The organism is Craurococcus roseus (assembly GCF_039523795.1).
In the GTDB taxonomy this organism is placed as follows: domain Bacteria; phylum Pseudomonadota; class Alphaproteobacteria; order Acetobacterales; family Acetobacteraceae; genus Craurococcus; species Craurococcus roseus.
On the sequence record NZ_BAAAFZ010000021.1, the window covers coordinates 1 to 20,693 of the forward strand.

Consider the following 20,693-nt stretch of genomic DNA (forward strand, 5'->3'; position numbering starts at 1 on the left):
ATGGGGGCGCCGCTGCTCCGCCGCGTCGCCCGCCGCCGACCGTCCAACAGGCACTGAGCGGCCGGGGCGCCGCAGGCGAGGCGCGCCCCGGCGGCGCTTCAGCCCCGGTCGTCCGCCGCCGCGCCCAGCTCCGCCCGCAGTTCGTCTTCCAGGCTCGGCTCCTCCTCGCGGGCGATCTCTTCGCCGCGGGCCTGCTTTTCCGCCTCTTCGGGGCTGCGCGCCACGTTCACCGTGACCGGCAGTTGCACCTCCGGGTGCAGCTCGACGCGCACCGTGGTCAGCCCCACGGCCTTGATCGGCTGCTCCAGCAGCACCTGCTGGCGGGTGATGGACAGCCCGCCCGCGGTGCAGGCTTCCGCGATGTCGCGCGCCGAAACCGAGCCGTAGAGCCCGCCGCCCTCGCCCGCCGAGCGGATGATGGTGACGGAAAGCCCCTGCACGCGCTCGGCCACCCGCTCCGCCTCCTCGCGGCGCTTCAGGTTCTGCGCCTCGAGCTGGGCACGCTGCTCTTCGAAGCGCGCCAGATTGTCCTTGTTGGCGCGGATCGCCTTGCCCTGGGGCAGGAGGAAGTTGCGGGCGTAGCCGGGGCGGACCTTCACCACCTCGCCCATTTGCCCGAGCTTGTCCACGCGTTGCATCAAGATGAGTTCGATCATCGTTCAGGCCCTTTTCAAACGGAAGGCGGCGCCGGGGCGCGCCGCCGGAACTGGTCGTAGAGGCCGAGCCCGACCAAGGCCGGCCCCATCACTTGCAGGAACAACGCCAGCAGCACGTAGAACAGCGCCAGCATCGGCACCCGTCCCGCCCGGCCCTTCGCCCGCGCGTGGACACCGGCGACTCCCATGACCAACAGCGGCACCAAGAGCAGCAGCAGCGCCGAAACCGGAGCCGCGTCCGCTTCCGCGGGGACGGCAAGGAACGCGCCGGTGGCCAGCGCAGGCAGCAGCGGGTACCAGCCGGGCAGGCGCACCGCGGACGGGTCGGGCAAGGGCGGCACGGCGACGCCCCACCGCAGCAGGGCCCGCCGCGCCGCGAAGCCGTTGCCCAACAGCGCCACGGCCGACAGGAAACCGATCGCCGCCGCCTTCACCCGCACCACTTGGCTCAGCACCGGCTCGGGGACGGCGAAGCCGGCACGGCCCAGCGTCGTTTCGAGCATCGCCCGCATGGTGGCTTGCAGGCCCTCGCCGCCGGCCAGGAACAGCACCGCGAGCAGCAACACCGCCACCGGCCACAAGCCGAGCAACGCCAGGGGCAACGCCGGCTGGAACGCGCCGCCCGCGCCGCGCAGCCCCGCCGCCAGCAGCAGCGCCGCCGGCGCGCCGAACAGCGCAAGGAACGCCAAGGCCGCCGCGAAGCCGCTCAAGGTCCAAAGCAGCGCGACCGCCAGCGCCACCGCCGCTGCCGCGACGCCGGGACCGAAGCCCAGGCCGGCCGCGAACAAGGGGAAAGGGGACAGCCAAAACAGCGCCGCGCCCAAAGGCAGCCCGCGGAGGGCCCAAAGGGCGGCGGCGGCGGCGGCGAAGCCGGCGGCGCCCACGGCCAACAGCCGCGGGTCCGACAGGAGCCCAGGTCCTTGCGGCCGCGTTCCCGACACCGCCTTCACCCTCCGCGGCCCGACCGGCGCCGCCGCCCGGGGGCGGCAGCGCCCGGCCGGCGGCCGGAACCCGCCCTAGTCGTTGATGACGTAAGGCAGCAGCGCCAGGAAGCGGGCGCGCTTGATGGCCAGCGCCAGTTCGCGCTGCTTCTTGGCGCTCACCGCGGTGATGCGGCTCGGCACGATCTTGCCGCGCTCCGACAGGAAGCGGGACAGGAGGCGCACGTCCTTGTAGTCGATCTTCGGCGCGTTCGGGCCGGAGAACGGGCAGGACTTGCGGCGGCGGTAGAAGGGCCGGCGGGCGCCGACGGCAGGGCGGCGCGCGGCGGGGCTCGGCTCGGTGCCGGCCTGGATCTGGTCGGACATGCTTGGTTACTCCTCGGAGCCCGGCGCCGGCGTTTCTATCTCCTCGCGCGGGCGGGCGCGGAATTCCTCGCGTTCGTCGCTCCGCTCGCGGGTGCGGCCGGAGCCGAAGCGCCCGGCCGGGCGCGGGCCTCGGAAGCCGCGGTCGCGGTCGCGCTCGTCGCTGCGGCGGGACAGGATGGCGGAAGGCGCCTCGTCGATCGCTTCGACGCGCAGCGTCATCTCGCGCAGCACGTCCTCGTGCAAGCCGAGTTGGCGCCGCGCTTCCTGCACTGCGGCCGGCGGCGCGTCGATGCCGAGGAGCATGTAGTGCGCCTTGCGGTTCTTCTTGATGCGGTACGCCAAGCCGCGCAGGCCCCAGTACTCGCGCTTGCGAACCTCACCGCCCCCCTCGACGACCGAGGCGGCGACCTGGTCGGCGATGGCTTCGACCTGCTGTTGCGTGACGTCATTGCGCGCGATGAGCACGCATTCGTAAAGCGGCATGTGTCCCCTCTGGCTGGCTCAGCCCCGCACCCGGAACGGGCGCCAAAACGGGCATAGCCGCGCGCGGTGCCTCCGCGGCGGCAGGGAAGCGGGGCGTTAAGCACAAACGCGCGTGAGGGGCAAGGGCGGCGTCGCCGCGGCGACGGGTCGCCCGGTCGGCTCGACGACAACCAACGGCGATTCACATTTTCAGGAACGAGCAACCATTCCTTTTGCGGCGGAGCGTTCCGTGCCAACTCTCGACGCAACCATCGCGCGTACGCTTCCGCGGGCGGAGGTGTGATGATTCAGGTCGTTGCGGCGAACCCGGTCGTTCCGGCAGAGCCCTTATGGAAGGCCCCGAGCCTCGCCATCGAGCGGGCGACGAACTGGGACCGGGTGTCGGTCGCCGTCTTCCGACGGGGCAACGGGGAGGGCATGTGGCGCAATCCTTGGCACCGCATCGTTCTTTCTGCAGCGCTGATCGGCCCCATCGCGCAAAGCTTCGACGGTGGCCCCACCCGTCGCTTCACGCTGCGTCCGGGCACCCTCGGCTTCTACCCCGCCGGCATCCAGGTCGGGGTGTCGCACGGGCCAGGCAGGGTGTTCCAAGTCCTACAGGACCCACTCTTATACCGCGACCTGATGGCGGAAGTCGGCGGTGGGACATCCATCGGACCGATCAGCGACTTCGCGGACCCCTTGGTCGAGCAAATCGTGCGCAGCTTGGCGCTGGAGGTCGGGAGCGACCCAGCGGACCGCTTGCTGGTGGACGGCTTGAGCGTGGCCTTAGCGGTGCAACTCACGCGCCGGTTCTCGGCCGCCTGGAAGCCGCAAGACCCCGAGGCGCGCGGCTTGTCGCGCGAACGGCTCTGGCGCGTGCTGGACCACATCGAGGCGCATCTCGGCGAAGAACTATCGTTGGTTGAGCTCGCCAACGTCGCTTGCCTCAGCCCCTTCCATTTCAGCCGCTGTTTCAAGCAATCGATGGGTGTCGGGCTGCAGCGCTACGTTGTCGGGCGCCGCGTAGAACGGGCGCGGGAGATGATCCGCCGGACGACCGAGCCGCTCGCGGCCATAGCGCAGGCGCTCGGCTTCTCCGACCAAAGCCACTTCACCCAGGTGTTCCGGCGCGAAACCGGGGCGACCCCCGCCCGATTTCGCGCCGCCACGGTGGCCTGAAGGGCGCCGCGGCCCTTGCCCGGCAGGTCAGCAAGAATCCACCAGACCTCGGCAATCCCCTCCGAGCCCGGCCGCCCCCCCACTCCTAGGATGCCAGCGTGGGGTCGATCCGGTTCACCGGCATGGACAGCGGAGCGAAGGAACGAGACGAGGGCGCCGCCGCGGCGACGCTGCGGGCCGCAGCTCTGGACCGCCTGCGACAGGCGGCAGCGGGCCGCGACGCGGAGCGCTTCGAGAGGCTCGTCTGGGCGGCGCTCGACCTCCTCGACTGCGCCCGGTCCGTGTCCGGGCACCGGAACGGCGGCCCGCGTCCGATCGCAAGCAAGGAGGAGTATTCCGTGTTCCGCAAGCTCACCGCCGAGTTCCTCGGCACCCTCTGGCTGGTCCTGGGGGGGTGCGGCGCCGCCGTGCTCGCCGCCAAATTCCCGGAGGTCGGCATCGGCCTCGTGGGCGTCTCGTTCGCCTTCGGCCTCACCGTGCTCACCATGGCCTACACCATCGGCCACATCTCCGGCTGCCACCTGAACCCCGCCGTCACGCTCGGCTTGGTCGCCGCGGGGCGGTTCAAGCCGTCCCAGGCGCCGGGTTACGTCGCGGCGCAGGTGCTCGGCGCCGTCGCCGGCGCGGCGGTCCTGTTCGTCATCGCCTCCGGCAAGGCCGGCTTCGACGCCGCCGCCGGCTTCGCCACCAACGGCTATGGCGCCGCCTCGCCGGGTGGCTACGGCTTCGCCGCGGCCCTGCTCACCGAAATGGCGATGACGTTCTTCTTCCTGCTCATCATCCTGGGCGCCACCTCCGAGCGCGCGCCCAAGGACTTCGCGCCCATCGCCATCGGCCTGGGCCTGACCCTGGTTCACCTGATCAGCATCCCGGTGACAAACACCTCGGTGAACCCGGCGCGTTCCACTGGCGTCGCGCTGTTCGGGCCGGACGCCGCCTTCGCGCAGCTTTGGCTTTTCTGGGTGGCGCCGATCGCCGGCGCGGCGGCGGCCGGCTTGGTGCATGCCTGGCTGGGCGCCGAGGACAGCGCGGCCGACCGCGAAGCCGCGGTGCGGGAAGCCATGCGCTCGGCCGGCGAGGCCCTGGCGCCCGCCACGGCGCGCGAGCCGCGCTGAACTGCTCCGCCGCGCGGCCGGAACCGCGGCCGGGAAGCCCGCCTTCCCGGCCGCGGTGCCCCCCGCTACGCAGCCGCCTTCTTCCCGGACGCCTTTTCGAGCGCCGACCATGTTTCCGGCGAGACGATGCCGTCCGCCACGAGCTGGCGCTCGGAGTGGAAGCGCAGAACGGCCACCTCGGTACCGGGTCCGAAATCGCCGTCAATCGCCACGGCGAAGCCCAGGTCCCGGAGCAAGGACTGCAGCCGCGCCACGCCCTCGCCCTTGGAGCCGCGCCGCAGCACCGGGCGGTCGTCGTTGGCGGCCACCGCGCCCGAGAGCGGTATGCCTTCGATCCGCGCCAGCGCCGCCTTGGCCTTCGCCGCCAGGGTGCGCCGGTCCTCCAGCCCGTTCAGGCCGCCGTTGATCAGCTTTGTGACCCGCAACAGGTCGTCACGGTCGCAGGCTTCGTTGATCTTCCGGCGCTTCCAGTATTCGCAAGCGATTCGGGACGAGAGCACAGGCTCGGCCGCCCGCGCCGGGTCGGCCACCAAGTCGACGCTCAGCGCCTCGCCTTACTCCCGGTAGTTCGCCCGCTCGGTGAGCTGTAGCAGTCCGCGCCCCTTGAAGCGCCGGCCGTCGCCTGGCTCCGTGTTGCCGAGGTCTTTCCGGCCTTCGTAGGCGTCACCGCTGGCGAACTCCTCGGTGGTGCGGAACCCCGCGGACTCGTGGCAGGTCTGAGCCAGGAAATGCGCGATCCGCAGGCGGTCGGTGATGCCGTAGCCTTCGAGCGCCGGCCGCAACGCCTCGCCGACCTCGGCGATGATCGCGTCCTGGCGTTCCGCGGCCTTGCCGCTGAACCGGGGCGCGACCTCGCGCATCGTCTGGCTATCTATGGTAATCATGGGCGGCGTCTTCCCCCTGCATCGGCAAGGGCGCAGTCCATCGTGCGCTCGCCGGCTCGCAGGCGGCCGTGACGCGGCGCACAACCTGGGGCGCCGCGTCCGCTCCCTCCTCAACGGATCGAGACGGTCAACCGGTACGCGGCGTTGCCGCGCGTGGAGCCGACGACGAGGTGGGCGCCCGTCCGCAGGAGCACGCCCGTCCACCGGGTCGCGTCGTCGCCTTCCCCAGCGCCGGGCAGCGCCTCCCCGGCGACCTCCGGGATGGAGGCCTTGATCTCCGGCACGGCGCCCGGGGCGTACACCTGGAACACGGCGTCGCGCTCCAGGGCGGCGATGCGCAGGGTCATGCGCTGGCCGCCGCGCGCCTGGAAGGAGTAGAGCGCGCGTTCGCCGCGGACCACCGCCCCGCGCACTTCGGCCCCCGACGCGCCGCGCGCGAACCGGACAAGCTCCGCCGTTTGCGCCCACGCGTGGCGATCGATGGCGCCCAACACAGCGGCGAACCCGAGCGTTGCTACCCGCCAACGCGACCGAACCGCCTCCAGAACGCCATCCTGCTCCACACCGTTTCCTTCACGGCAGCACCCCGCGGGCCGGGATGGGCGTCAGCCGGGACACGGTCGGAGTCGACCGCGTGCTTGTTCCGCGTACGCAGCATCGTCCCGGCTGAGGCGCTGGCTCGTCGGCCACACCCGGCGCAGGACGGCCCGCACGCCCCAACACAATCGATGACAAACCGCTGACGTTTCGCTTAAACACCGCCGATACATCCCATCTGGGTGCATTGCGGCCTTGCTCCATCCATCGTTGGTTGCCCTCGCATTGCTGTCGCTCGCCGCGTGCGGTCCGCGTTATTCGCCGGACACCTACGCCACCCGCGCGGTGCAGCAGGCCAACAAGGTTGAGCAGGCTACCGTCGTCGGCCGCCGCCAAGTGAAGGTGAGCGCGGAGGGCTCGACCGGCGCCGCCACCGGCGCCGCGGCCGGCGGCGTGCTGGGCGCGCAAGCGCCGGGCGCCGGCATCGTGTCCGCGCTGGGTGGCGTCGGCGGCGCCTTGGTGGGCGGGCTGGTCGGCACCGCCGCCGAGCACACGGTGGTGGACACCCGCGCCTTCGAGTACGTGGTCCGCACCACCAAGGGCGACCTGCTTTCCGTCACCCAGGCGGACGCGACGCCGCTGGCCATCGGGCAGAACGTGCTGCTGATCGCCGGCAACCAAGCGCGCATCGTGCCCGACTACACCTTCGAGCCCGCCGCGACCGCCGCCCGCGCCGAAGCGCCGCGGCCGGCGCAGCCGGCGCCCGCACCCGCGGCGGCGGAGCCGGCCACGGCGCCGCCTTCGCAGGACGTCGCGCCGCCGCCCGCCCCCGTGACACCGCCTTCAGTGGCCGGCTTCTGACGCCGGTCGCTGAAGGCGGTGGCGGTGGCGGTGGCGCGGCATCCGGCCGGTTCGCGGCGGACCCTGGGCGGTCTCGACGCGCGGGCCGCCGCCCCCCCCCAGCGCCCGGGCTCGTTCTCGCGCGTGCGTTGACACGTCCCTGACCCGCGTATAGGGCCGCCCCTCCTGCCGCGACGGGAGCGCCGCGCGGCCCGAGAGGAAACCCCAATGGCCCTCGCCTTCGTCTTCCCCGGCCAGGGGAGCCAAGCCACCGGCATGGGACGCGACCTCGCCGCCGCCTTCCCCATAGCCCGCGAAACCTTTCAGGAGGCGGACGAGGCGCTCAAGCAGAAGCTCTCGCGCCTGATGTTCGAGGGGCCGCCGGAGGAGCTGACGCTCACCGCCAACGCCCAGCCCGCGCTGATGGCGCACTCGGTCGCCGTGCTGCGCGTGCTGGAGCGCGAGGGCGGCTTCGACCTCGCGTCCCGCGTCGCCCTGGTCGCCGGCCACTCGCTCGGCGAGTACAGCGCGCTGACCGCCGCCCGCGCCTTCTCCCTGCCCACCGCCGCCCGGCTGCTGCGCCTGCGCGGCGAGGCCATGCAGCGCGCCACACCGCCCGGCACCGGCGCCATGGCCGCGCTGCTGGGCGCCGAAGCGGAGCAGGCCTTGGCCATCTGCGCCGAGGCCGCAACCGATCCGGAGACGGGCGAGCGCGAGGTGGTGGAGGTCGCCAACGACAACGGCGGCGGCCAAGTGGTCGTCTCCGGCGCCAAGGCTGCGGTGGAGCGCGCGGTGGAGGCGGCGAAGGCCGCGGGCGTGAAGCGCGCCATGCTGCTGCCCGTGTCCGCGCCCTTCCACTGCGCCCTGATGTCTCCCGCCGCCGACGCCATGGCCGAGGCGTTGGAGGACGCGGGGATCGCGCGGCCCGTCGTGCCCGTCGTCGCCAACGTCAGCGCCGACAAGGCGACCGACCCGGCGGAGATCCGCGGCCTCCTGGTCAAGCAGGTGACGGCCACCGTGCGCTGGCGCGAATGCGTCGCCGCCATGGTGGCGATGGGCTGCGACCGCTTCGCCGAGCTGGGCGCCGGCAAGGTGCTGACCGGCCTGATGAAGCGAAACGCGCCGGACGCCCAGGCCGCGGCCGTAGGCACGCCGGCCGACGTCGAGGCGTTCCTGAAGACGCTATAGCCGTGCCGGCGCCGGCCACCGCCATCGCCCTCTCCGACCGGGAGGACGAGGAGACAAAAAAGGCCGTCGAAGACGGGTTGATCGCCTTCAACGCGGCCGTGCGACCCAACGACTGGCGGCCGCTGACGCTCTCGGTGCGCCGGGACGGGGAGACCGAGCCGGCGGGTGGGTTGGCCGGCCGCACCTTTTTCGGATGGCTGTTCGTGGCCTACTTCCACTTGCCCGCTGGCCTGCGCGGGCAAGGTTTGGGCAAGGAGTTGCTCCGCCACGCCGAGGACGAGGCGCCCGCCCGGGGCCGCGCCGGCGCGTCCCTCAGCACCTTCAGCTTCCAGGCGCGCGGCTTCTACGAGAGGCAGGGCTACGGCGTGTTCGGCTCCATCCCCGACTTCCCGCCGGGCCACGCCTGCTTCTTCCTGTCCAAGCGCCTCGACGCGCTACCGCCCGCATGATCGGAGTCCGCGCACCATGTTCGACCTGACCGGCAAGGCCGCCCTCGTCACCGGCGCCACCGGCGGCATCGGCGCTGCCACCGCGCGCGCGCTGCACGCCCAAGGCGCGCGCGTGGCCGTGACCGGCCGCCGCGCTGCGGAGTTGGTGGCTCTCGCCGCCGAGCTGGACGGAAGGGCCTTGGTCGCCCCCGCGGACCTTTCGGACGCCGCGGCGCCCGCCGCCCTGGTGGAGCGCGTGGAAGCGGAGTTCGGCGCGCTCGACATCCTGGTGAACAACGCCGGCCTCACCCGCGACATGCTAGCACTGCGCATGGGCGACGCCGACTGGGCCGCGGTGCTGGAGGTGGACTTGACGGCGCCCTTCCGCCTCGCCCGCGCCGCGCTGCGCGGCATGATGAAGCGCCGCCACGGGCGGATCGTCTCCATCGCCTCCATCGTGGGCACCACCGGCAACGCGGGGCAGGCCAACTACGCCGCCGCAAAGGCCGGCCTGGTCGGCATGAGCAAGTCGCTGGCGCAGGAGGTGGCGACGCGCGGCATAACCGTGAACGTCGTGGCGCCCGGCTTCGTGAAGACGGCGATGACGGACGCGCTCGGCGAGGCGCAGCGCGCCAAGCTGCTGGAGCGCATCCCGACGGGCCGGATGGGCGCGCCGGAGGACATCGCCGCCGCCGTGGCCTACCTTTCCAGCGCGGAAGCCGGTTGGATCACCGGCCAGACGCTACACGTGAACGGCGGCATGGCGATGGTCTGAGGTCGAACCGGGCCGCAACCGCCTGGGCGGCGGCGTGTTGGAGCGGCACGCTCGCACAGGAGGCCCCGCCGTGGCGGACACGACGATCATCAAGGTTGACGGCAACCACTCGCCGAAGGGCAAGGACGGGCAGAAGTACCTCGCCAACGGCCGCACGGTTTCGATGCGCTTGTGGGAGAAGGAGACCCCCGGCCCCGCTAAGCCGCCGGTCCGTCGCGATTACGAAACGGTCGGTTACGCCATCGCCGGCCGCGCCGAATTGACGATCGAAGGCCAGACGGTGCTGCTGGAGGCCGCGAATTCCTGGGTCGTCCCCAAGGGCGCGGAGCACAGCTACCGCATCCTGGAGGAGTTCACCGCGGTCGAAGCCACCTCGCCGCCCGCCGAGGTCCACGGCCGCGACAAGGGCTAACGCCCGGCGGCGGACGGGAACGCTGCGCGTTTCGCGGAACGCGCCGGCCACGCCCATTTACGAGGCTCCCGGAGGACACCACCGCCATGACCCAGTTCGTCGAGTTCGCGCGCTTCGCCCCGAAGGACAAGGCCGTTGGGGCGTCGCCGCCCCGCATCTCCGTCAACGTCGAGCACATCACGGCCATAGTGGCGCATCCCGACGGCGGCACCCTGCTCCGCTTCGTCGGCAGCGGCAACGATGAGCGCGTGGACGAGGAGTACCCCGTCGTGATGCGGACCCTGAACCGATGAACCGGGCCGCCGACCGGCTCCACCGGCGGGCCAAGCACCCGCGCGGCGAAGACGAGCGGCGCATGCTCGCACGCTGTTCCGCGTCCGACCGGTCCCGCTGCGCTGATCCCGGGCGCCGCGCTGGGCGGCCGCCGCAGGGGGTTGCCCTCCCCGCAATCCGCGCCTAGGCCCCTCCCGGCTTCCATGGTAAGCCCCCGGCCCGAAGCCGGTCGGGCGTCCCGAAGGGCATACCCAATGAAGGCGCCCCGCCGCGGTCAGGGGCGCCTCCCCCAATTCGCAGCGCCGCAAGATGGAGAGTTTCACGCGATGAGCGAAACCGCCGAGAAGGTCAAGAAGATCGTCGTCGAGCACCTCGGCGTGGACGAAGGCAAGGTCACCCCGGAGGCGTCCTTCATCGACGACCTCGGCGCCGACAGCCTGGACACGGTGGAGTTGGTGATGGCGTTCGAGGAGGCGTTCGGCGTGGAGATCCCGGACGACGCCGCCGAAAAGATCACCACCGTCAAGGACGCCATCGACTACATCGAAGGCCAGAAGGCCGCCTGAGCGGCGCCGGCGGGAACGGGAAAGGACGGAGGCCGCAAGGGTGTTCGCGCACAATGCCGCGCCGCGGCGCGTGGTCGTCACGGGCATGGGCATCGCCTGCCCGCTCGGCGTCGGCGTCGGCCATGTCTGGCGGCGGCTGATCGCCGGCGAGAGCGGCATCTCCGCCATCCAATCCTTCGACACGAAGGACCTTCCGGCCAAGATCGCGGGCCAAGTGCCGCAAGGCACCCGCGCCGACGGCGGGCTGGACCTGGGCGAGTGGGTGCCGGTCAAGGACCAGAAAAAGATGGACCGCTTCATCCAGCTCGCCCTCGTGGCGGCGCAGGAGGCGGTCGAGGACAGCGGCTGGGCGGCCGAAACGGACGAGGACCGCACCGCCGCCGGCGTGATGATCGGCTCCGGCATCGGCGGGCTGACCACCATCTACGAGGCGTCGCAGGTGGTGGGCTCCGGCCGCGCCAAGCGCATCTCGCCCTTCTTCATCCCGAGCGCGCTGATCAACCTCGCCTCCGGCCACGTCTCCATCAAGTACGGGTTGAAGGGGCCGAACCACTCGGCCGTTACCGCTTGCGCCACCGGCGTCCACGCTTTGGGCGACGCGGCGCGGCTGATCGCGCTCGGCGACGCCGACGTTATGGTGGCCGGCGGCGCGGAAGCGGCGGTGAGCGAGATCGGCATGGCCGGCTTCTGCGCGTCCCGCGCGCTGTCCACCGGCTACAACGACACGCCAAGGGAGGCGTCCCGCCCTTGGGACGAGGGCCGCGACGGCTTCGTCATGGGCGAGGGCGCCGGTGTCCTGGTGTTGGAGGAGTTGGAGCACGCGCGCAAGCGCGGCGCCAAGGTCTACGCCGAGGTCATCGGCTACGGCATGTCCGGTGACGCCTACCACATCACCGCGCCGTCCGAGAGCGGCGACGGCGCCTTCCGCGCCATGCGCGCGGCGCTGAAGAGCGCCGGCGTTTCCCCGGAGCAGGTGCAGTACGTCAACGCGCACGGCACCTCCACCCCGCTCGGCGACGACCTGGAGCTGGGCGCGGTGGAACGCCTGTGGGGCGACGCGGCGGGCGGCTTGGCCATGTCCTCCACCAAGTCGGCGATCGGCCACCTGCTCGGCGCCGCCGGAGCCGTGGAGGGCATCTTCTCCATCCTGGCGATCCGCGACGGCGTGGCGCCGCCCACCCTCAACCTGGAGAAGCCTTCGCGCGAAAGCGCGATCGACCGCGTGGCCAAGCACGCGCAGGAGCGGCGGATCGAGGTGGCGCTGTCGAACAGCTTCGGCTTCGGCGGCACCAACGCCAGCATCGTATTCCGCGGCGCGCCTTGATCCTTTAGCCGCACCATGGGCCGGACCATCCGCGTCCTGGGCGGCGCGCTGCTGCTGCTCGTCCTCGCGGCCGGCGCGGCCGCTTGGTTCGGCTGGCGCGCCTACACGGCGCCCGGCCCGCTGGCCGCGCCGGCGCAGGTGGTGGTGCCGCGCGGCGGGACGGAAGCGGTGGGCGCGGCCCTGCTGCGGAACGGCGTGGTCGCCGACAGCCGGGCCTTCGCCGTCGCCAGCCTGCTGACGCGCGGCGAGGGCCGCGTGCGCGCCGCCGAGTTCGTCTTCCCCGCCGGCGCCAGCCTGCGCGACGTGCTCGACATCCTCCGCAACGCCCGCCCCGTGCAGCGGCGCCTGACCATCCCGGAGGGACTCACCGCGCGCCAGATCACGGCGCTGTTCGAGCAGGCGGAAGGGCTGATCGGCGAGATGCCGGCGATCTCCGAAGGTGCGCTGCTGCCCGACACCTACGTGTACCAGTACGGCCAGGCCCGCGCGCCGATCGTGCGCCGCGCCGAGGCCGCGATGGCCGCGGCGCTGGAGGAGGCGTGGCGCGAGCGCGTCCCTGACCTGCCGCTCGCCTCCCCGCGCGAGGCGCTGGTGCTCGCCTCCATAGTGGAAGAGGAAACCGGCGTGGCGGAGGAACGGGCGCGCGTCGCCGCCGTCTACGTCAACCGCCTCCGGCGCGGGATGCCGCTGCAATCCGACCCCACGGTGGCCTACGCCGCGTCGAACGGCGCCGGGCTGGACCGGCCGCTCACCCGCGCCGACCTCGACCGCGACACGCCCTTCAACACCTACCGCAACCGCGGCCTGCCCCCGGCCCCCATCGCCTCGCCGGGGCGGGAAGCGCTCCGTGCCGCGACGCGGCCGGCGCAGACGGACGACCTGTTCTTCGTCGCGGACGGCACCGGCGGCCACGCCTTCGCCCGCACGCTGGAGGATCACAACCGCAACGTGGCGCGCTGGCGCGAGATCGAGCGGCAGCGCACGGGCGGCGGCGGGGGCAGCGACCGTCCGGCCGCCGAACGGCCGAGCGGCGGCGGGAGCGGCGGCGCGACGCGCGGACGATGACGGGCTGGCCGCTCTGGTGGCGGCTCCTGCTGATTTCGTCGCTCTGGGGCGCGGCGTTCCCGGTGATGCGGTTCGCGGTGGCCGACATCCCGCCGTGGTGGATCGCGTCCGGCCGGGCGCTGCTCGCGGCGTGCGTTGTCGCGGCGTGGCTGGCGTTGCGCGGCAGGCCGGTCGTTCCGCGCGGGGCCATGCTGCGCCACGCCTTGGTCCTTGGCACCCTCAACGGCTGGGTGCCCAACATCCTCGCTTCCGCCGCCATGGCGCGCATCGACAGCGCGGCCGGCGCGCTCATCCAAGCCGTGGCCCCTTTGCTGGTCGCCGTGCTGTCGGTGGCGGCCTTGCCGGCGGAACGGCCGGGGCCGCGCACAGTCGCCGGACTGCTGGTGGGTTTCGCCGGAATCGCCGTCATCGCCGGGCCGGGCGTGGCGGCAGGAGGCGCGGGCGGCACCGGCGCCTTGATGATGCTGCTCGTCGCCCTGTCCTACGCGTCGGGCACAGTTTACGTGCGCGCGGTCCGGCCGGGCGCGGCGGACGAGTTGGCCTTCGGGCAGCAGATCGGAGGCGGTATCGCGGCGACGCTGATCGCTTTCGCCGTGGAGCCCGGGGGGCCGCCGGTCGGCGCCGCCACCGCCGGCGCGTGGGTCGCGGTGGCGGCGCTCGCCGTGTTCGGCTCAGCCGTGCCGCTCACGCTGTTCCTTGCCCTGGTGCAACGCGCGCGGGCCACGGACGCCTCCATGGTGGGCTACCTGCAACCGGTGTGCGCGACGCTGCTCGGCGTCCTGCTGCTCGGCGAGTGGACGGAGCCGCGCGTGCTGGGCGGCGGCGCGGTGGTGCTGGCGGGCGTGTGGTTGGCGACGCGGCGGGGTTGAACGGCCGCCCCGCCCGCGCCGCCCGGCTCAGATGAAGGGGTTGTCGTCGGTGCTCACCGGGCCGACGATGGCGACGTGCTCGGCGGACTCTGAGAACGCCAGCACCACGTCGTCGCGGTCCGCCCTCCCGCCCGCGAGCGCGTCGGTCCAGAACGCCTGCCCGGCCGCGTCCGGCTCCCGGTCCAAGGTGTTCCGGTAGAGCAGGGTGACGAACTCGCTGTTGTCCGTGTCGCCGTAGCGGTCCCTGAACTCGGACGACCGGACGAACAATTCGGCCAAGTCGTCCAGGTCCGCCCCGGCCCGCAGCGCGTTGGTCCAGAAGGTCAGCCCCGCGTCGTCCGGCGTCCGGTCGAGCACAGTGTCGTAGAGCCGCGTCACCTGCGCGGCGGGGGAGGTCGTGGACGGGGTGCCGTCGTCGTCGTCCACGTCGTTGGCGGCGTCGCGGATTTCCCGCTCGACGTCATCAGCGGCTTGGTTCACGGCATCCACGGCGTCGTCGATGAATCGGTTCACGGTGTCGGACATGGCGGCTGTTCCAGCAGTTGTTGATGAAAATTATAAACACTTGGAACCGCTGGGGTTTCCCGCCGCCCCGCCCAGGAAACGAGCGGGGCGGCGGCAGCGGCGGCCTCAGCCGAACGGGTCGGCGTCGGACCCGGACCTGGCCGCGAATTCCGGGGATTGGGAAAAGGCCAGCAGGACGTCGCTGCGGTCCAACCGGCCGCTGTCGAGGAGATCCTCCCAGTAATCCTCGCCGTCGTCGTCGCCTTCGCGGCCCAGGACGTTCCGGTACAGGCGTTCGACGTAGTCGTCGTTGTCGGTGCCGCGGTACCGGTCTTGGAACTCCGGCGAGGCGACGAAGGCGTCGGCGATGACGTCGAGGCCCGTTCCGGCGCCGAGGGCGTTGGTCCAGAACGCCAAGCCGTCGTTGTCGGGCAGCCGGTTGAATGCCGCGTCGTAGAGGCGCGCCACCTGCACGTCGACCGCGGCCGTGGCGGGGTTGGCCGGGGCGGGGGCCGCCGGAGCAGGGGTGGGCGCGGTCGCGCCACCGCGGTCGTCGGCGTCGTCGTCGAAGCTGTCGTCCCGATCGTCGTCGTCGGAGCGAGAAATGGAGTCGGACATTCGCACCTCATGGAAACCGCGTGCCAGCGGGGTGGGGCGAACGGCCGGCGACTCGGCCAAACGTCGCTGCGCACACAACGACAGGAGCGGTCACGGGCGGGTGAGCGCTGGATCACGACTCGGTAAGAGATGGACCGCGGGGCCGGCCTCCGCGAACAGACGCCCCGGTTCGCCGCCCCGGCTCCCGCGACCGGGAAGGCTGAAACGTCTTTTTCGGGGTCGAGCCGCCCGCCTGTGCCTGGCAGGGCGGTCGGTCCTTTCCCCGCGAAGCGGGATCGGCGCGTCAGTCGATGGCGTCGCCCACGGCATCGAACGGCGCGGCGACAGGGTCGCCGATCACCGGGACGATCCGCGCCACGTCGGCGGTCACGCGGAAAGGCAAGGCGACCAGACCGCAACCTGAAAGGAGGAGCAGGCAGGCGAGCAGGAGCGTGGCGGAGCGCATGGCGGGTTCCTTCGGAGCTTCGAGACCTCGCTCGTTCAACGCCCCGGACCGCCCGATCGCTCCCGGTCCTCCACGATCAGCCCGTCCTCCATGCGCACGACGCGCCCGCAACGTTCTGCCAGCGCCGGATCGTGGGTGATGAGCAGCAAAGTGGTGCCCAGTCGCTCGCGCAGGCCGAAGATCAGGCCCATCACCTGCGCCCCCGTCCCGCGGTCGAGGTTGCCGGTGGGCTCGTCGGCCAGGAGCAACGGCGGTTCCGCCACCACCGCGCGGGCCAGCGCCGCCCGTTGCTGCTCGCCACCGGAGAGCTGGCCCGGGTAGTGGCCGAGCCGGTGGCCGAGCCCCACCTCGCGCAAGGCCGCCTCCGCGCGGTCGAAAGCGTCGGCGCGGCCCGCGAATTCCAGCGGCACCGCCACGTTCTCCAGCGCCGTCATGGTCGGCACCAAGTGGAAGGCCTGGAACACGATGCCCACGTGCTCCCGCCGGAAGCGCGCCAGCGCGTCCTCGCCCATCGCCGCCAGGTCCTGGTCGGCGACGCGCAGCGCCCCGCCGCTCGGCTTTTCCAACCCCGCCAGCAGCATGAGCAACGACGTTTTCCCTGAACCGGAGGGCCCCACCAGTCCAACCGCCTCCCCCCGGCCGATCCGGAGGTCGAGGCCCCGCAGTATGTTGACCGGCCCCGCCGCCCCGGCCACGCTGAACCGAAGGTCCGTTGCGGCGATGAGGTCTTCGGCAAGGCCGGCACCGAGGGATCGGGGTTCGCTTGCTATGGCATCCATGGCGCCGAGGAGGTTCCAACCAGCGGTGTCGGGATCAGCCTCGGAATGTCATGCCGCGGTCGCGCCAGACAATGGCCGGCGCGCGATTCTCCTCTCGATCCTGGCCGCCGCCCTCGCCCGCCCGCGGGCGGCGCCAGCGCAGCGAGGCGCCGGTGGCGGCCAGATCCGCCTCCTCGCGCTCGGCGACAGCCTCACCGCCGGCTACGGCCTCCCCGCCGGCCAGGGCTTCGTGCCGCGCCTGGAAGCGGCGCTGCGGGCGCGAGGCCACAACGTGCGGGTGCTGGACGCGGGCGTGTCCGGCGACACCACGGCGGGGGGCCTCGCCCGCCTCGATTGGGCGCTGGCAGAGCAACCGCACGCCGCCCTGGTCGAACTCGGCGGCAACGACGGCTTGCGCGGGCTGCCGCCGCGGGACAGCCGCGCCAACCTCGCCGCCATCCTCGACAAGCTGGCCGCGCGCAACATCCCGACCCTGCTGGCGGGGATGGTGGCGCCCCCCAACCTCGGCACGGAGTACGGCCGCGAATTCCTGGCCACCTTCGCCGACCTCGCGCGCGAACGGCCGCAGGTCGTCTTCTACCCTTTCTTCCTCGACGGCGTCGCCGCCGACCCGGCGCTGAACCAGCCGGACGGCATCCACCCCAACGCCCGCGGCGTGGAGGAGGTGGTGCGCCGCATCCTCCCCGCGGTCGAGACCTTGCTCGCACGCGTCCCCGCTGCGCCGGCTGGCTGAGGAGCACCCGCCATGATCCGCCTCTTCGTAGCCCTCGGCCTGCCGGAAGAACTCTGCGACGAGTTGTCCTCCATGTGCGGCGGCATCCCCGGCGCCCGCTGGGTGCCGGAGGAGAATTATCACCTCACCCTCCGATTCATCGGCGAGGTGCCGGGCTGGCAGGCGCAGGAGATTGACGAGGCGCTCGCCTGCATCCGCGCGCCCGCCTTCGACCTGACGCTCCGCGGCGTCGGCACCTTCCAGAAGGCCGGGCGCGTCGCCGCGCTCTGGGTGGGGGTGGAAAAGACGGAGCCGCTGATGTTCCTGCAAGCCAAGGTGGAAACGGCGCTGCAACGCATCGGGCTTGAGCCGGAGCGCCGCCGCTTCTCTCCGCACGTCACCCTCGCGCGGACGGAGCGCGCGGAGCAGGGCAAGGTCATCGCCTTCGTGCAGGCGCACAACCTGTTCCGGGCGGCGCCGGTTCCCGTGGACGGCTTCGCCTTGTACTCCTCCCGCCTGGGCAAGGAGCAGGCGGCCTACGCGCGGGAAGTCGAGTACGGCCTCCTCGAACCCAAACCGGCCGCCGCGCTCCGGGCCTGATCCGCTTCCTGGGAGTCACCCATGCTTCGCCGCTCGTTACTCGCTGCCTCGGCGGCGCCGCTCTTCGCCGCGCCCTCCGCCGCTCAACAGGACCACCCCGGCGCCACGCGCGCCGGCGACCTGACGATCCAGCAGCCCTGGACACGCGCCGCCGGCCAGGGCGCGACCGCCGCCGGCTTCATGGAGATCAGCAACCGCGGCTCGGCGGCGGACCGCCTGCTCTCCGCTTCCAGCCCGGTGGCGCGCGCGATGGAACTGCACAGCATGATCCGCGACGGCGACGTCATGCGGATGCGCGCCGTGGACGCCATCGAGATCCGGACCGGGCAAACGGTGACGCTCCGCCCCGGCGGCTTCCACCTCATGCTGATCGGCCTGTCCCAGCCGCTGCGCCAAGGGGAAGCCGTGCCCGTGACGCTCCGCTTCGAGCGCGCCGGCGAGGTGCAGGTGACGTTTCCCGTGCAGGCCGCGGGCGCGAGGGAACCGGCGCCGCACCGGCACTGACCGCCGGCCGCGCAACCGCCCAAGCACAACCAAGGAGAGATTTCAAGTCTTGGAATACACGTATTAGTTATGCAAGCATGACGGATACGCCGTGGTTCCGAGAGGACAGCCCCGATGGCCCAGCCGACCGCCTACGAGCAGTATTTCCTGGAGCTCGTGAACCGCGCCCGCGCCAACCCAGGCGCGGAGGCCACCCGGCTCGGCATCGACCTCAACCAAGGGCTTTCGGTTGGCACCATCGCCAACACCGCCAAGCAGCCGCTGGCGATGAACCAGTTCCTGAACGACAGCGCCCAGACCCACAGCGACTGGATGCTCGCAACGGACACCTTCAGCCACACCGGCGCCAACGGCAGTTCCGCCGGCGATCGCATGAAGGCCGCCGGCTACGCCTTTACCGGAAGTTGGACCTGGGGCGAGAACATCTCCATCCGCTGGGGCGGCACGCCCTCCGCGTCCAACGCGCTTGTCGAAGGCTTCCACGACGGCCTGTTCAAGAGCGCCGGCCACCGGACCAACATCCTCAGCGACGCCTTCAAGGAGGTCGGGATCGGCATCGGCTTCGGTGAGTACAAGGGCTCGAACGGCACGGACGCGACGCAGAACTTCGCCCGCTCCGGCGCCTCGACCTTCCTCACCGGCGTCACCTTCGACGACAAGGACGGCGACCGCTTCTATGACCCGGGCGAGGGCCTGGGTAAGCTGAACCTCTCGATCAAGTCGAGCGCCGGCGCGACCTATTCCACCGCCACCTGGGACGCCGGCGGCTACCAGATCGCCCTCCCCGCCGGCGACTACACCGTCACCTTCTCCGGCGGCGGCTTGGCCGCCTCCGTCGTGAAAACGGCGAAGATCGGCTCGGCCAACGTGAAGCTGGACCTCGACGCCGACGCCAACGCGCCGCCCCCGCCGGCCGCGACCGTCCTGCGCGGCACCGGAGCGGCCGACACGCTCACCGGCGGCGCCGGCAACGACAGCATCACGGGCGAAGGCGGCGACGACCGCCTGCACGGCTCCGCCGGCGACGACACGCTGCTCGGCGGCGCGGGCTACGACGCGCTCATGGGCGGCGACGGGGCCGACCGCCTCGCGGGCGGCTCGGGGGGCGACGTGCTGATCGGCGGCGCCGGCGCGGACGCCTTCGTGTTCGCGTCCGCCGCCGACGGCAACGACCGCATCCAGGACTTCACGCGGTCCCAGGGCGACGAGATCGACCTCTCGGCCATCGACGCCGACGCCACGGCCGCCGGCGACCAAGCCTTCCTGTTCGCGGACGGCATCGCCTTCGTCGCCTACCAGCCCGGCACGGTGCGGACCAGCCGGGGCAGCGACGGCACCATCACCGTCGAAGCCGACACCGGCGCCGGCGTCCTGTCCTTCCGGGTGCAGGGCGCGACCGGCCTCGCCGCCGACGACTTCCTGCTCTGAACCGCCGGCCGCCCCGGCCCGTCACGCCGGGGCGGCCAGCCAATCCACGATGGCGCCGCACAGGGCGCCCCCGGCCACGCGGTCGAAGCCGGCGAACATCGGCGCCGAGTTCACTTCCAGGAACAGGTGGCGGCCGGTGTCGGGGCACGTCTTGAAGTCGGCGGCGCCGAAGTCCAGGCCGAGCCCGTCCATCAGCCGCCCGAGCGGCGCGGTCAGCGGTGCCGGCGCCGGCACAACCGCCACCTCCACGCGGGCATCGGTCCGGTAATCGAGCGCCCCCGAGCGCAAGGCGAAGGCGAACCAACGTTCGCCGACCCTGTACACCCGCAGTTCCGGCCCGACCAAGCGGCGCTGGACGATGGTGGGCTCCGCGCCCGCCCGGCGGCGCCATTCCGCGTCCGCGAGCGCATCGTCGAGCGGCCGCGTGTGCTCCCCGCCGTTCACCGGCTTGGCGATCCACCCCGCGGCTTCCTCCGGCCCGAACGCCTCGGTGTCATTGGTGACCAAGGTTTCGGGCACGGCGAGGCCCGACCGCGCCGCCAAGCGCAGGATGTGCGGCTTGGTCGCCTGCCGGGCGCCGTACGCTCGGTTGGGGAACGCGACCTCCTCGTGCGCCAGCGCCCAGGACAGCACGGCTTGGTACCATCGGCCCGCGCGCGCTCGGCTCTCCGCCCGCCCGTCCGCCATGTGCGCGAAGACGTCGTGGCGCAGGAACACGGCCGTGGGCTTGGCGACGACGCCGCCGATCCACAAGCTGTCGTCGGCCAGCCGCCACGCAAGGCGCGGCGAACCGCCCGCGCCCGCGAGGAGCGCGAGGTGGTCGACGCCGCGGACGGCGAGGCATCGCAGCAGGCGCGAAAGGTTCGGGTCGGCGTCCCCGCCGGCCACCAGGATCAGGGCGAGGCCCTGACCCGCCCGGGCGCGCGCCGGGACGCGCCGCCGCCGCTCAAGCGCCCCAAGGATCGAGCCCCGGATCGCCCTCCTCGCCCAGCGCGAGCGTGGTGAAGACCGGCTCTTCGGGCAGGTGGACCGGATCGGGGCGGGGATCGGGGTCGCCTTCCTCGCCCACGGCCAAGGTCGTGAAGACGGGCTCCTCGGGCGAATGGACCGGATCGGGGTAGGGGTCGGGGTCGCCTTCCTCGCCCAAGGCCAAGGTGGTGAACACGGGTTCCTTCGGCCCCCAAGCGGGGCCGTCCGTGCGGCGTGGCATTTCCCGTTAC

At 72.4% G+C, this 20,693-nt stretch carries 29 protein-coding genes; 16 read left to right on the plus strand and 13 right to left on the minus strand.

What is annotated here, in order from left to right; genetic code table 11:
* Positions 1–98: 98 nt before the first annotated feature.
* The 4 genes from rplI to rpsF form a co-directional block, all read right to left on the minus strand.
* Positions 99–656 (minus strand): 50S ribosomal protein L9, encoded by a 558-nt coding sequence (gene rplI / locus ABD067_RS09065; RefSeq protein ID WP_343894920.1) that lies wholly within the window; start codon positions 654–656, stop codon positions 99–101.
* Positions 657–670: 14 nt separating this feature from the next.
* Positions 671–1,597: a hypothetical protein gene (locus tag ABD067_RS09070; protein ID WP_343894921.1), complete on the minus strand. Its 927-nt coding sequence runs from the start codon at positions 1,595–1,597 to the stop codon at positions 671–673.
* A 75-nt stretch (positions 1,598–1,672) separates the two neighbouring features.
* Positions 1,673–1,963 carry a 30S ribosomal protein S18 gene (rpsR, locus tag ABD067_RS09075; RefSeq protein WP_343894922.1) on the minus strand — a complete coding sequence of 97 codons (291 nt, stop codon included), beginning with the start codon at positions 1,961–1,963 and terminating at the stop codon, positions 1,673–1,675.
* 6 nt (positions 1,964–1,969) lie between these two features.
* On the minus strand, positions 1,970–2,446 hold the full coding sequence (gene rpsF / locus ABD067_RS09080; protein WP_343894923.1) for a 30S ribosomal protein S6: 477 nt from the start codon (positions 2,444–2,446) through the stop codon (positions 1,970–1,972).
* A gap of 282 nt (positions 2,447–2,728) precedes the next feature.
* Here rpsF and ABD067_RS09085 point away from each other — a divergent pair, with 282 nt between their 5' ends.
* Entirely contained in the window at positions 2,729–3,607 is an 879-nt protein-coding gene (locus tag ABD067_RS09085; protein WP_343894998.1) for a helix-turn-helix domain-containing protein, read from the plus strand.
* A 98-nt stretch (positions 3,608–3,705) separates the two neighbouring features.
* Complete coding sequence (gene aqpZ, locus ABD067_RS09090; RefSeq protein WP_343894924.1) at positions 3,706–4,722, plus strand: aquaporin Z; 1,017 nt, start codon at positions 3,706–3,708, stop codon at positions 4,720–4,722.
* A gap of 65 nt (positions 4,723–4,787) precedes the next feature.
* Here the strand turns inward: aqpZ and ABD067_RS09095 are convergent, their stop codons facing one another.
* From ABD067_RS09095 to ABD067_RS09105, 3 genes are all read right to left on the minus strand, one after another.
* A complete protein-coding gene (locus tag ABD067_RS09095) occupies positions 4,788–5,252 on the minus strand; it encodes a peptidoglycan-binding protein (RefSeq protein WP_343894925.1) in 465 nt (154 codons plus the stop codon).
* A 24-nt stretch (positions 5,253–5,276) separates the two neighbouring features.
* Entirely contained in the window at positions 5,277–5,606 is a 330-nt protein-coding gene (locus tag ABD067_RS09100; RefSeq protein WP_343894926.1) for a glycoside hydrolase family 19 protein, read from the minus strand.
* Between the two features lie 110 nt (positions 5,607–5,716).
* Complete coding sequence (locus ABD067_RS09105; RefSeq protein WP_343894927.1) at positions 5,717–6,007, minus strand: hypothetical protein; 291 nt, start codon at positions 6,005–6,007, stop codon at positions 5,717–5,719.
* 391 nt (positions 6,008–6,398) lie between these two features.
* Here ABD067_RS09105 and ABD067_RS09110 point away from each other — a divergent pair, with 391 nt between their 5' ends.
* From ABD067_RS09110 to ABD067_RS09155, 10 genes are all read left to right on the plus strand, one after another.
* A complete protein-coding gene (locus tag ABD067_RS09110; RefSeq protein ID WP_343894928.1) occupies positions 6,399–7,004 on the plus strand; it encodes a hypothetical protein in 606 nt (201 codons plus the stop codon).
* Positions 7,005–7,211: 207 nt separating this feature from the next.
* Positions 7,212–8,171, plus strand: coding sequence for an ACP S-malonyltransferase (gene fabD, locus ABD067_RS09115; RefSeq protein WP_343894929.1), 960 nt, complete (start codon positions 7,212–7,214; stop codon positions 8,169–8,171).
* Positions 8,172–8,173: 2 nt separating this feature from the next.
* Complete coding sequence (locus ABD067_RS09120; RefSeq protein ID WP_343894930.1) at positions 8,174–8,620, plus strand: GNAT family N-acetyltransferase; 447 nt, start codon at positions 8,174–8,176, stop codon at positions 8,618–8,620.
* Between the two features lie 16 nt (positions 8,621–8,636).
* Positions 8,637–9,374, plus strand: coding sequence for a 3-oxoacyl-[acyl-carrier-protein] reductase (gene fabG, locus ABD067_RS09125; RefSeq protein ID WP_343894931.1), 738 nt, complete (start codon positions 8,637–8,639; stop codon positions 9,372–9,374).
* 70 nt (positions 9,375–9,444) lie between these two features.
* Entirely contained in the window at positions 9,445–9,786 is a 342-nt protein-coding gene (locus ABD067_RS09130; RefSeq protein ID WP_343894932.1) for a cupin domain-containing protein, read from the plus strand.
* Between the two features lie 86 nt (positions 9,787–9,872).
* Positions 9,873–10,079 carry a hypothetical protein gene (locus tag ABD067_RS09135; protein WP_343894934.1) on the plus strand — a complete coding sequence of 69 codons (207 nt, stop codon included), beginning with the start codon at positions 9,873–9,875 and terminating at the stop codon, positions 10,077–10,079.
* Positions 10,080–10,385: 306 nt separating this feature from the next.
* Positions 10,386–10,625, plus strand: coding sequence for an acyl carrier protein (locus ABD067_RS09140; RefSeq protein ID WP_343894935.1), 240 nt, complete (start codon positions 10,386–10,388; stop codon positions 10,623–10,625).
* 40 nt (positions 10,626–10,665) lie between these two features.
* Positions 10,666–11,949, plus strand: coding sequence for a beta-ketoacyl-ACP synthase II (gene fabF / locus ABD067_RS09145; protein WP_343894937.1), 1,284 nt, complete (start codon positions 10,666–10,668; stop codon positions 11,947–11,949).
* A gap of 15 nt (positions 11,950–11,964) precedes the next feature.
* Positions 11,965–13,014 carry an endolytic transglycosylase MltG gene (gene mltG, locus ABD067_RS09150; RefSeq protein WP_343894938.1) on the plus strand — a complete coding sequence of 350 codons (1,050 nt, stop codon included), beginning with the start codon at positions 11,965–11,967 and terminating at the stop codon, positions 13,012–13,014.
* The gene (locus ABD067_RS09155; protein WP_343894939.1) at positions 13,011–13,883 is read left to right on the plus strand and encodes a DMT family transporter; all 873 of its coding nucleotides are present in this window, start codon (positions 13,011–13,013) and stop codon (positions 13,881–13,883) included. The genes mltG and ABD067_RS09155 overlap by 4 nt, the downstream gene beginning before the upstream one ends.
* Before the next feature lie 27 nt (positions 13,884–13,910).
* Here the strand turns inward: ABD067_RS09155 and ABD067_RS09160 are convergent, their stop codons facing one another.
* The 4 genes from ABD067_RS09160 to ABD067_RS09175 form a co-directional block, all read right to left on the minus strand.
* On the minus strand, positions 13,911–14,408 hold the full coding sequence (locus ABD067_RS09160) for a DUF4214 domain-containing protein (protein WP_343894940.1): 498 nt from the start codon (positions 14,406–14,408) through the stop codon (positions 13,911–13,913).
* Between the two features lie 105 nt (positions 14,409–14,513).
* Complete coding sequence (locus ABD067_RS09165) at positions 14,514–15,005, minus strand: DUF4214 domain-containing protein (protein WP_343894941.1); 492 nt, start codon at positions 15,003–15,005, stop codon at positions 14,514–14,516.
* Between the two features lie 283 nt (positions 15,006–15,288).
* Positions 15,289–15,450, minus strand: a complete 162-nt coding sequence (locus ABD067_RS09170; RefSeq protein WP_343894942.1) for a DUF6726 family protein — start codon at positions 15,448–15,450, stop codon at positions 15,289–15,291.
* Positions 15,451–15,485: 35 nt separating this feature from the next.
* Positions 15,486–16,229 carry an ABC transporter ATP-binding protein gene (locus tag ABD067_RS09175; RefSeq protein ID WP_343894943.1) on the minus strand — a complete coding sequence of 248 codons (744 nt, stop codon included), beginning with the start codon at positions 16,227–16,229 and terminating at the stop codon, positions 15,486–15,488.
* Positions 16,230–16,254: 25 nt separating this feature from the next.
* Here ABD067_RS09175 and ABD067_RS09180 point away from each other — a divergent pair, with 25 nt between their 5' ends.
* The 4 genes from ABD067_RS09180 (at position 16,255) to ABD067_RS09195 (ending at position 19,473) form a co-directional block, all read left to right on the plus strand.
* Positions 16,255–16,962, plus strand: coding sequence for an arylesterase (locus ABD067_RS09180; RefSeq protein ID WP_408871530.1), 708 nt, complete (start codon positions 16,255–16,257; stop codon positions 16,960–16,962).
* Positions 16,963–16,974: 12 nt separating this feature from the next.
* Positions 16,975–17,541, plus strand: coding sequence for an RNA 2',3'-cyclic phosphodiesterase (gene thpR, locus ABD067_RS09185; protein WP_343894944.1), 567 nt, complete (start codon positions 16,975–16,977; stop codon positions 17,539–17,541).
* A gap of 21 nt (positions 17,542–17,562) precedes the next feature.
* On the plus strand, positions 17,563–18,045 hold the full coding sequence (locus ABD067_RS09190; RefSeq protein ID WP_343894945.1) for a copper chaperone PCu(A)C: 483 nt from the start codon (positions 17,563–17,565) through the stop codon (positions 18,043–18,045).
* 114 nt (positions 18,046–18,159) lie between these two features.
* Positions 18,160–19,473, plus strand: a complete 1,314-nt coding sequence (locus tag ABD067_RS09195; protein ID WP_343894946.1) for a CAP domain-containing protein — start codon at positions 18,160–18,162, stop codon at positions 19,471–19,473.
* A 21-nt stretch (positions 19,474–19,494) separates the two neighbouring features.
* Here the strand turns inward: ABD067_RS09195 and ABD067_RS09200 are convergent, their stop codons facing one another.
* Together ABD067_RS09200 and ABD067_RS09205 are read right to left on the minus strand one after the other, a co-directional pair.
* Entirely contained in the window at positions 19,495–20,361 is an 867-nt protein-coding gene (locus ABD067_RS09200) for a hypothetical protein (protein WP_343894947.1), read from the minus strand.
* A gap of 58 nt (positions 20,362–20,419) precedes the next feature.
* On the minus strand, positions 20,420–20,683 hold the full coding sequence (locus ABD067_RS09205) for a hypothetical protein (RefSeq protein ID WP_343894948.1): 264 nt from the start codon (positions 20,681–20,683) through the stop codon (positions 20,420–20,422).
* Between the last annotated feature and the right edge of the window lie 10 nt (positions 20,684–20,693).

Excerpts from the sequence above, each read along its gene's own strand:
- fabD (WP_343894929.1), top strand. The coding sequence starts at position 7,212 with ATGGCCCTCGCCTTCGTCTTCCCCGGCCAGGGGAGCCAAGCCACCGGC.
- ABD067_RS09135 (WP_343894934.1), top strand. The coding sequence starts at position 9,873 with ATGACCCAGTTCGTCGAGTTCGCGCGCTTCGCCCCGAAGGACAAGGCC.
- mltG (WP_343894938.1), top strand. The coding sequence starts at position 11,965 with ATGGGCCGGACCATCCGCGTCCTGGGCGGCGCGCTGCTGCTGCTCGTC.
- ABD067_RS09165 (WP_343894941.1), bottom strand. The coding sequence starts at position 15,005 with ATGTCCGACTCCATTTCTCGCTCCGACGACGACGATCGGGACGACAGC.
- thpR (WP_343894944.1), top strand. The coding sequence starts at position 16,975 with ATGATCCGCCTCTTCGTAGCCCTCGGCCTGCCGGAAGAACTCTGCGAC.
- ABD067_RS09195 (WP_343894946.1), top strand. The coding sequence starts at position 18,160 with ATGGCCCAGCCGACCGCCTACGAGCAGTATTTCCTGGAGCTCGTGAAC.
- fabG (WP_343894931.1), top strand. The coding sequence starts at position 8,637 with ATGTTCGACCTGACCGGCAAGGCCGCCCTCGTCACCGGCGCCACCGGC.
- ABD067_RS09085 (WP_343894998.1), top strand. The coding sequence starts at position 2,729 with ATGATTCAGGTCGTTGCGGCGAACCCGGTCGTTCCGGCAGAGCCCTTA.
- ABD067_RS09190 (WP_343894945.1), top strand. The coding sequence starts at position 17,563 with ATGCTTCGCCGCTCGTTACTCGCTGCCTCGGCGGCGCCGCTCTTCGCC.
- ABD067_RS09160 (WP_343894940.1), bottom strand. The coding sequence starts at position 14,408 with ATGTCCGACACCGTGAACCGATTCATCGACGACGCCGTGGATGCCGTG.
- rpsF (WP_343894923.1), bottom strand. The coding sequence starts at position 2,446 with ATGCCGCTTTACGAATGCGTGCTCATCGCGCGCAATGACGTCACGCAA.
- ABD067_RS09100 (WP_343894926.1), bottom strand. The coding sequence starts at position 5,606 with ATGATTACCATAGATAGCCAGACGATGCGCGAGGTCGCGCCCCGGTTC.
- ABD067_RS09175 (WP_343894943.1), bottom strand. The coding sequence starts at position 16,229 with ATGGATGCCATAGCAAGCGAACCCCGATCCCTCGGTGCCGGCCTTGCC.
- ABD067_RS09140 (WP_343894935.1), top strand. The coding sequence starts at position 10,386 with ATGAGCGAAACCGCCGAGAAGGTCAAGAAGATCGTCGTCGAGCACCTC.
- ABD067_RS09155 (WP_343894939.1), top strand. The coding sequence starts at position 13,011 with ATGACGGGCTGGCCGCTCTGGTGGCGGCTCCTGCTGATTTCGTCGCTC.
- rpsR (WP_343894922.1), bottom strand. The coding sequence starts at position 1,963 with ATGTCCGACCAGATCCAGGCCGGCACCGAGCCGAGCCCCGCCGCGCGC.
- ABD067_RS09205 (WP_343894948.1), bottom strand. The coding sequence starts at position 20,683 with ATGCCACGCCGCACGGACGGCCCCGCTTGGGGGCCGAAGGAACCCGTG.
- rplI (WP_343894920.1), bottom strand. The coding sequence starts at position 656 with ATGATCGAACTCATCTTGATGCAACGCGTGGACAAGCTCGGGCAAATG.
- ABD067_RS09170 (WP_343894942.1), bottom strand. The coding sequence starts at position 15,450 with ATGCGCTCCGCCACGCTCCTGCTCGCCTGCCTGCTCCTCCTTTCAGGT.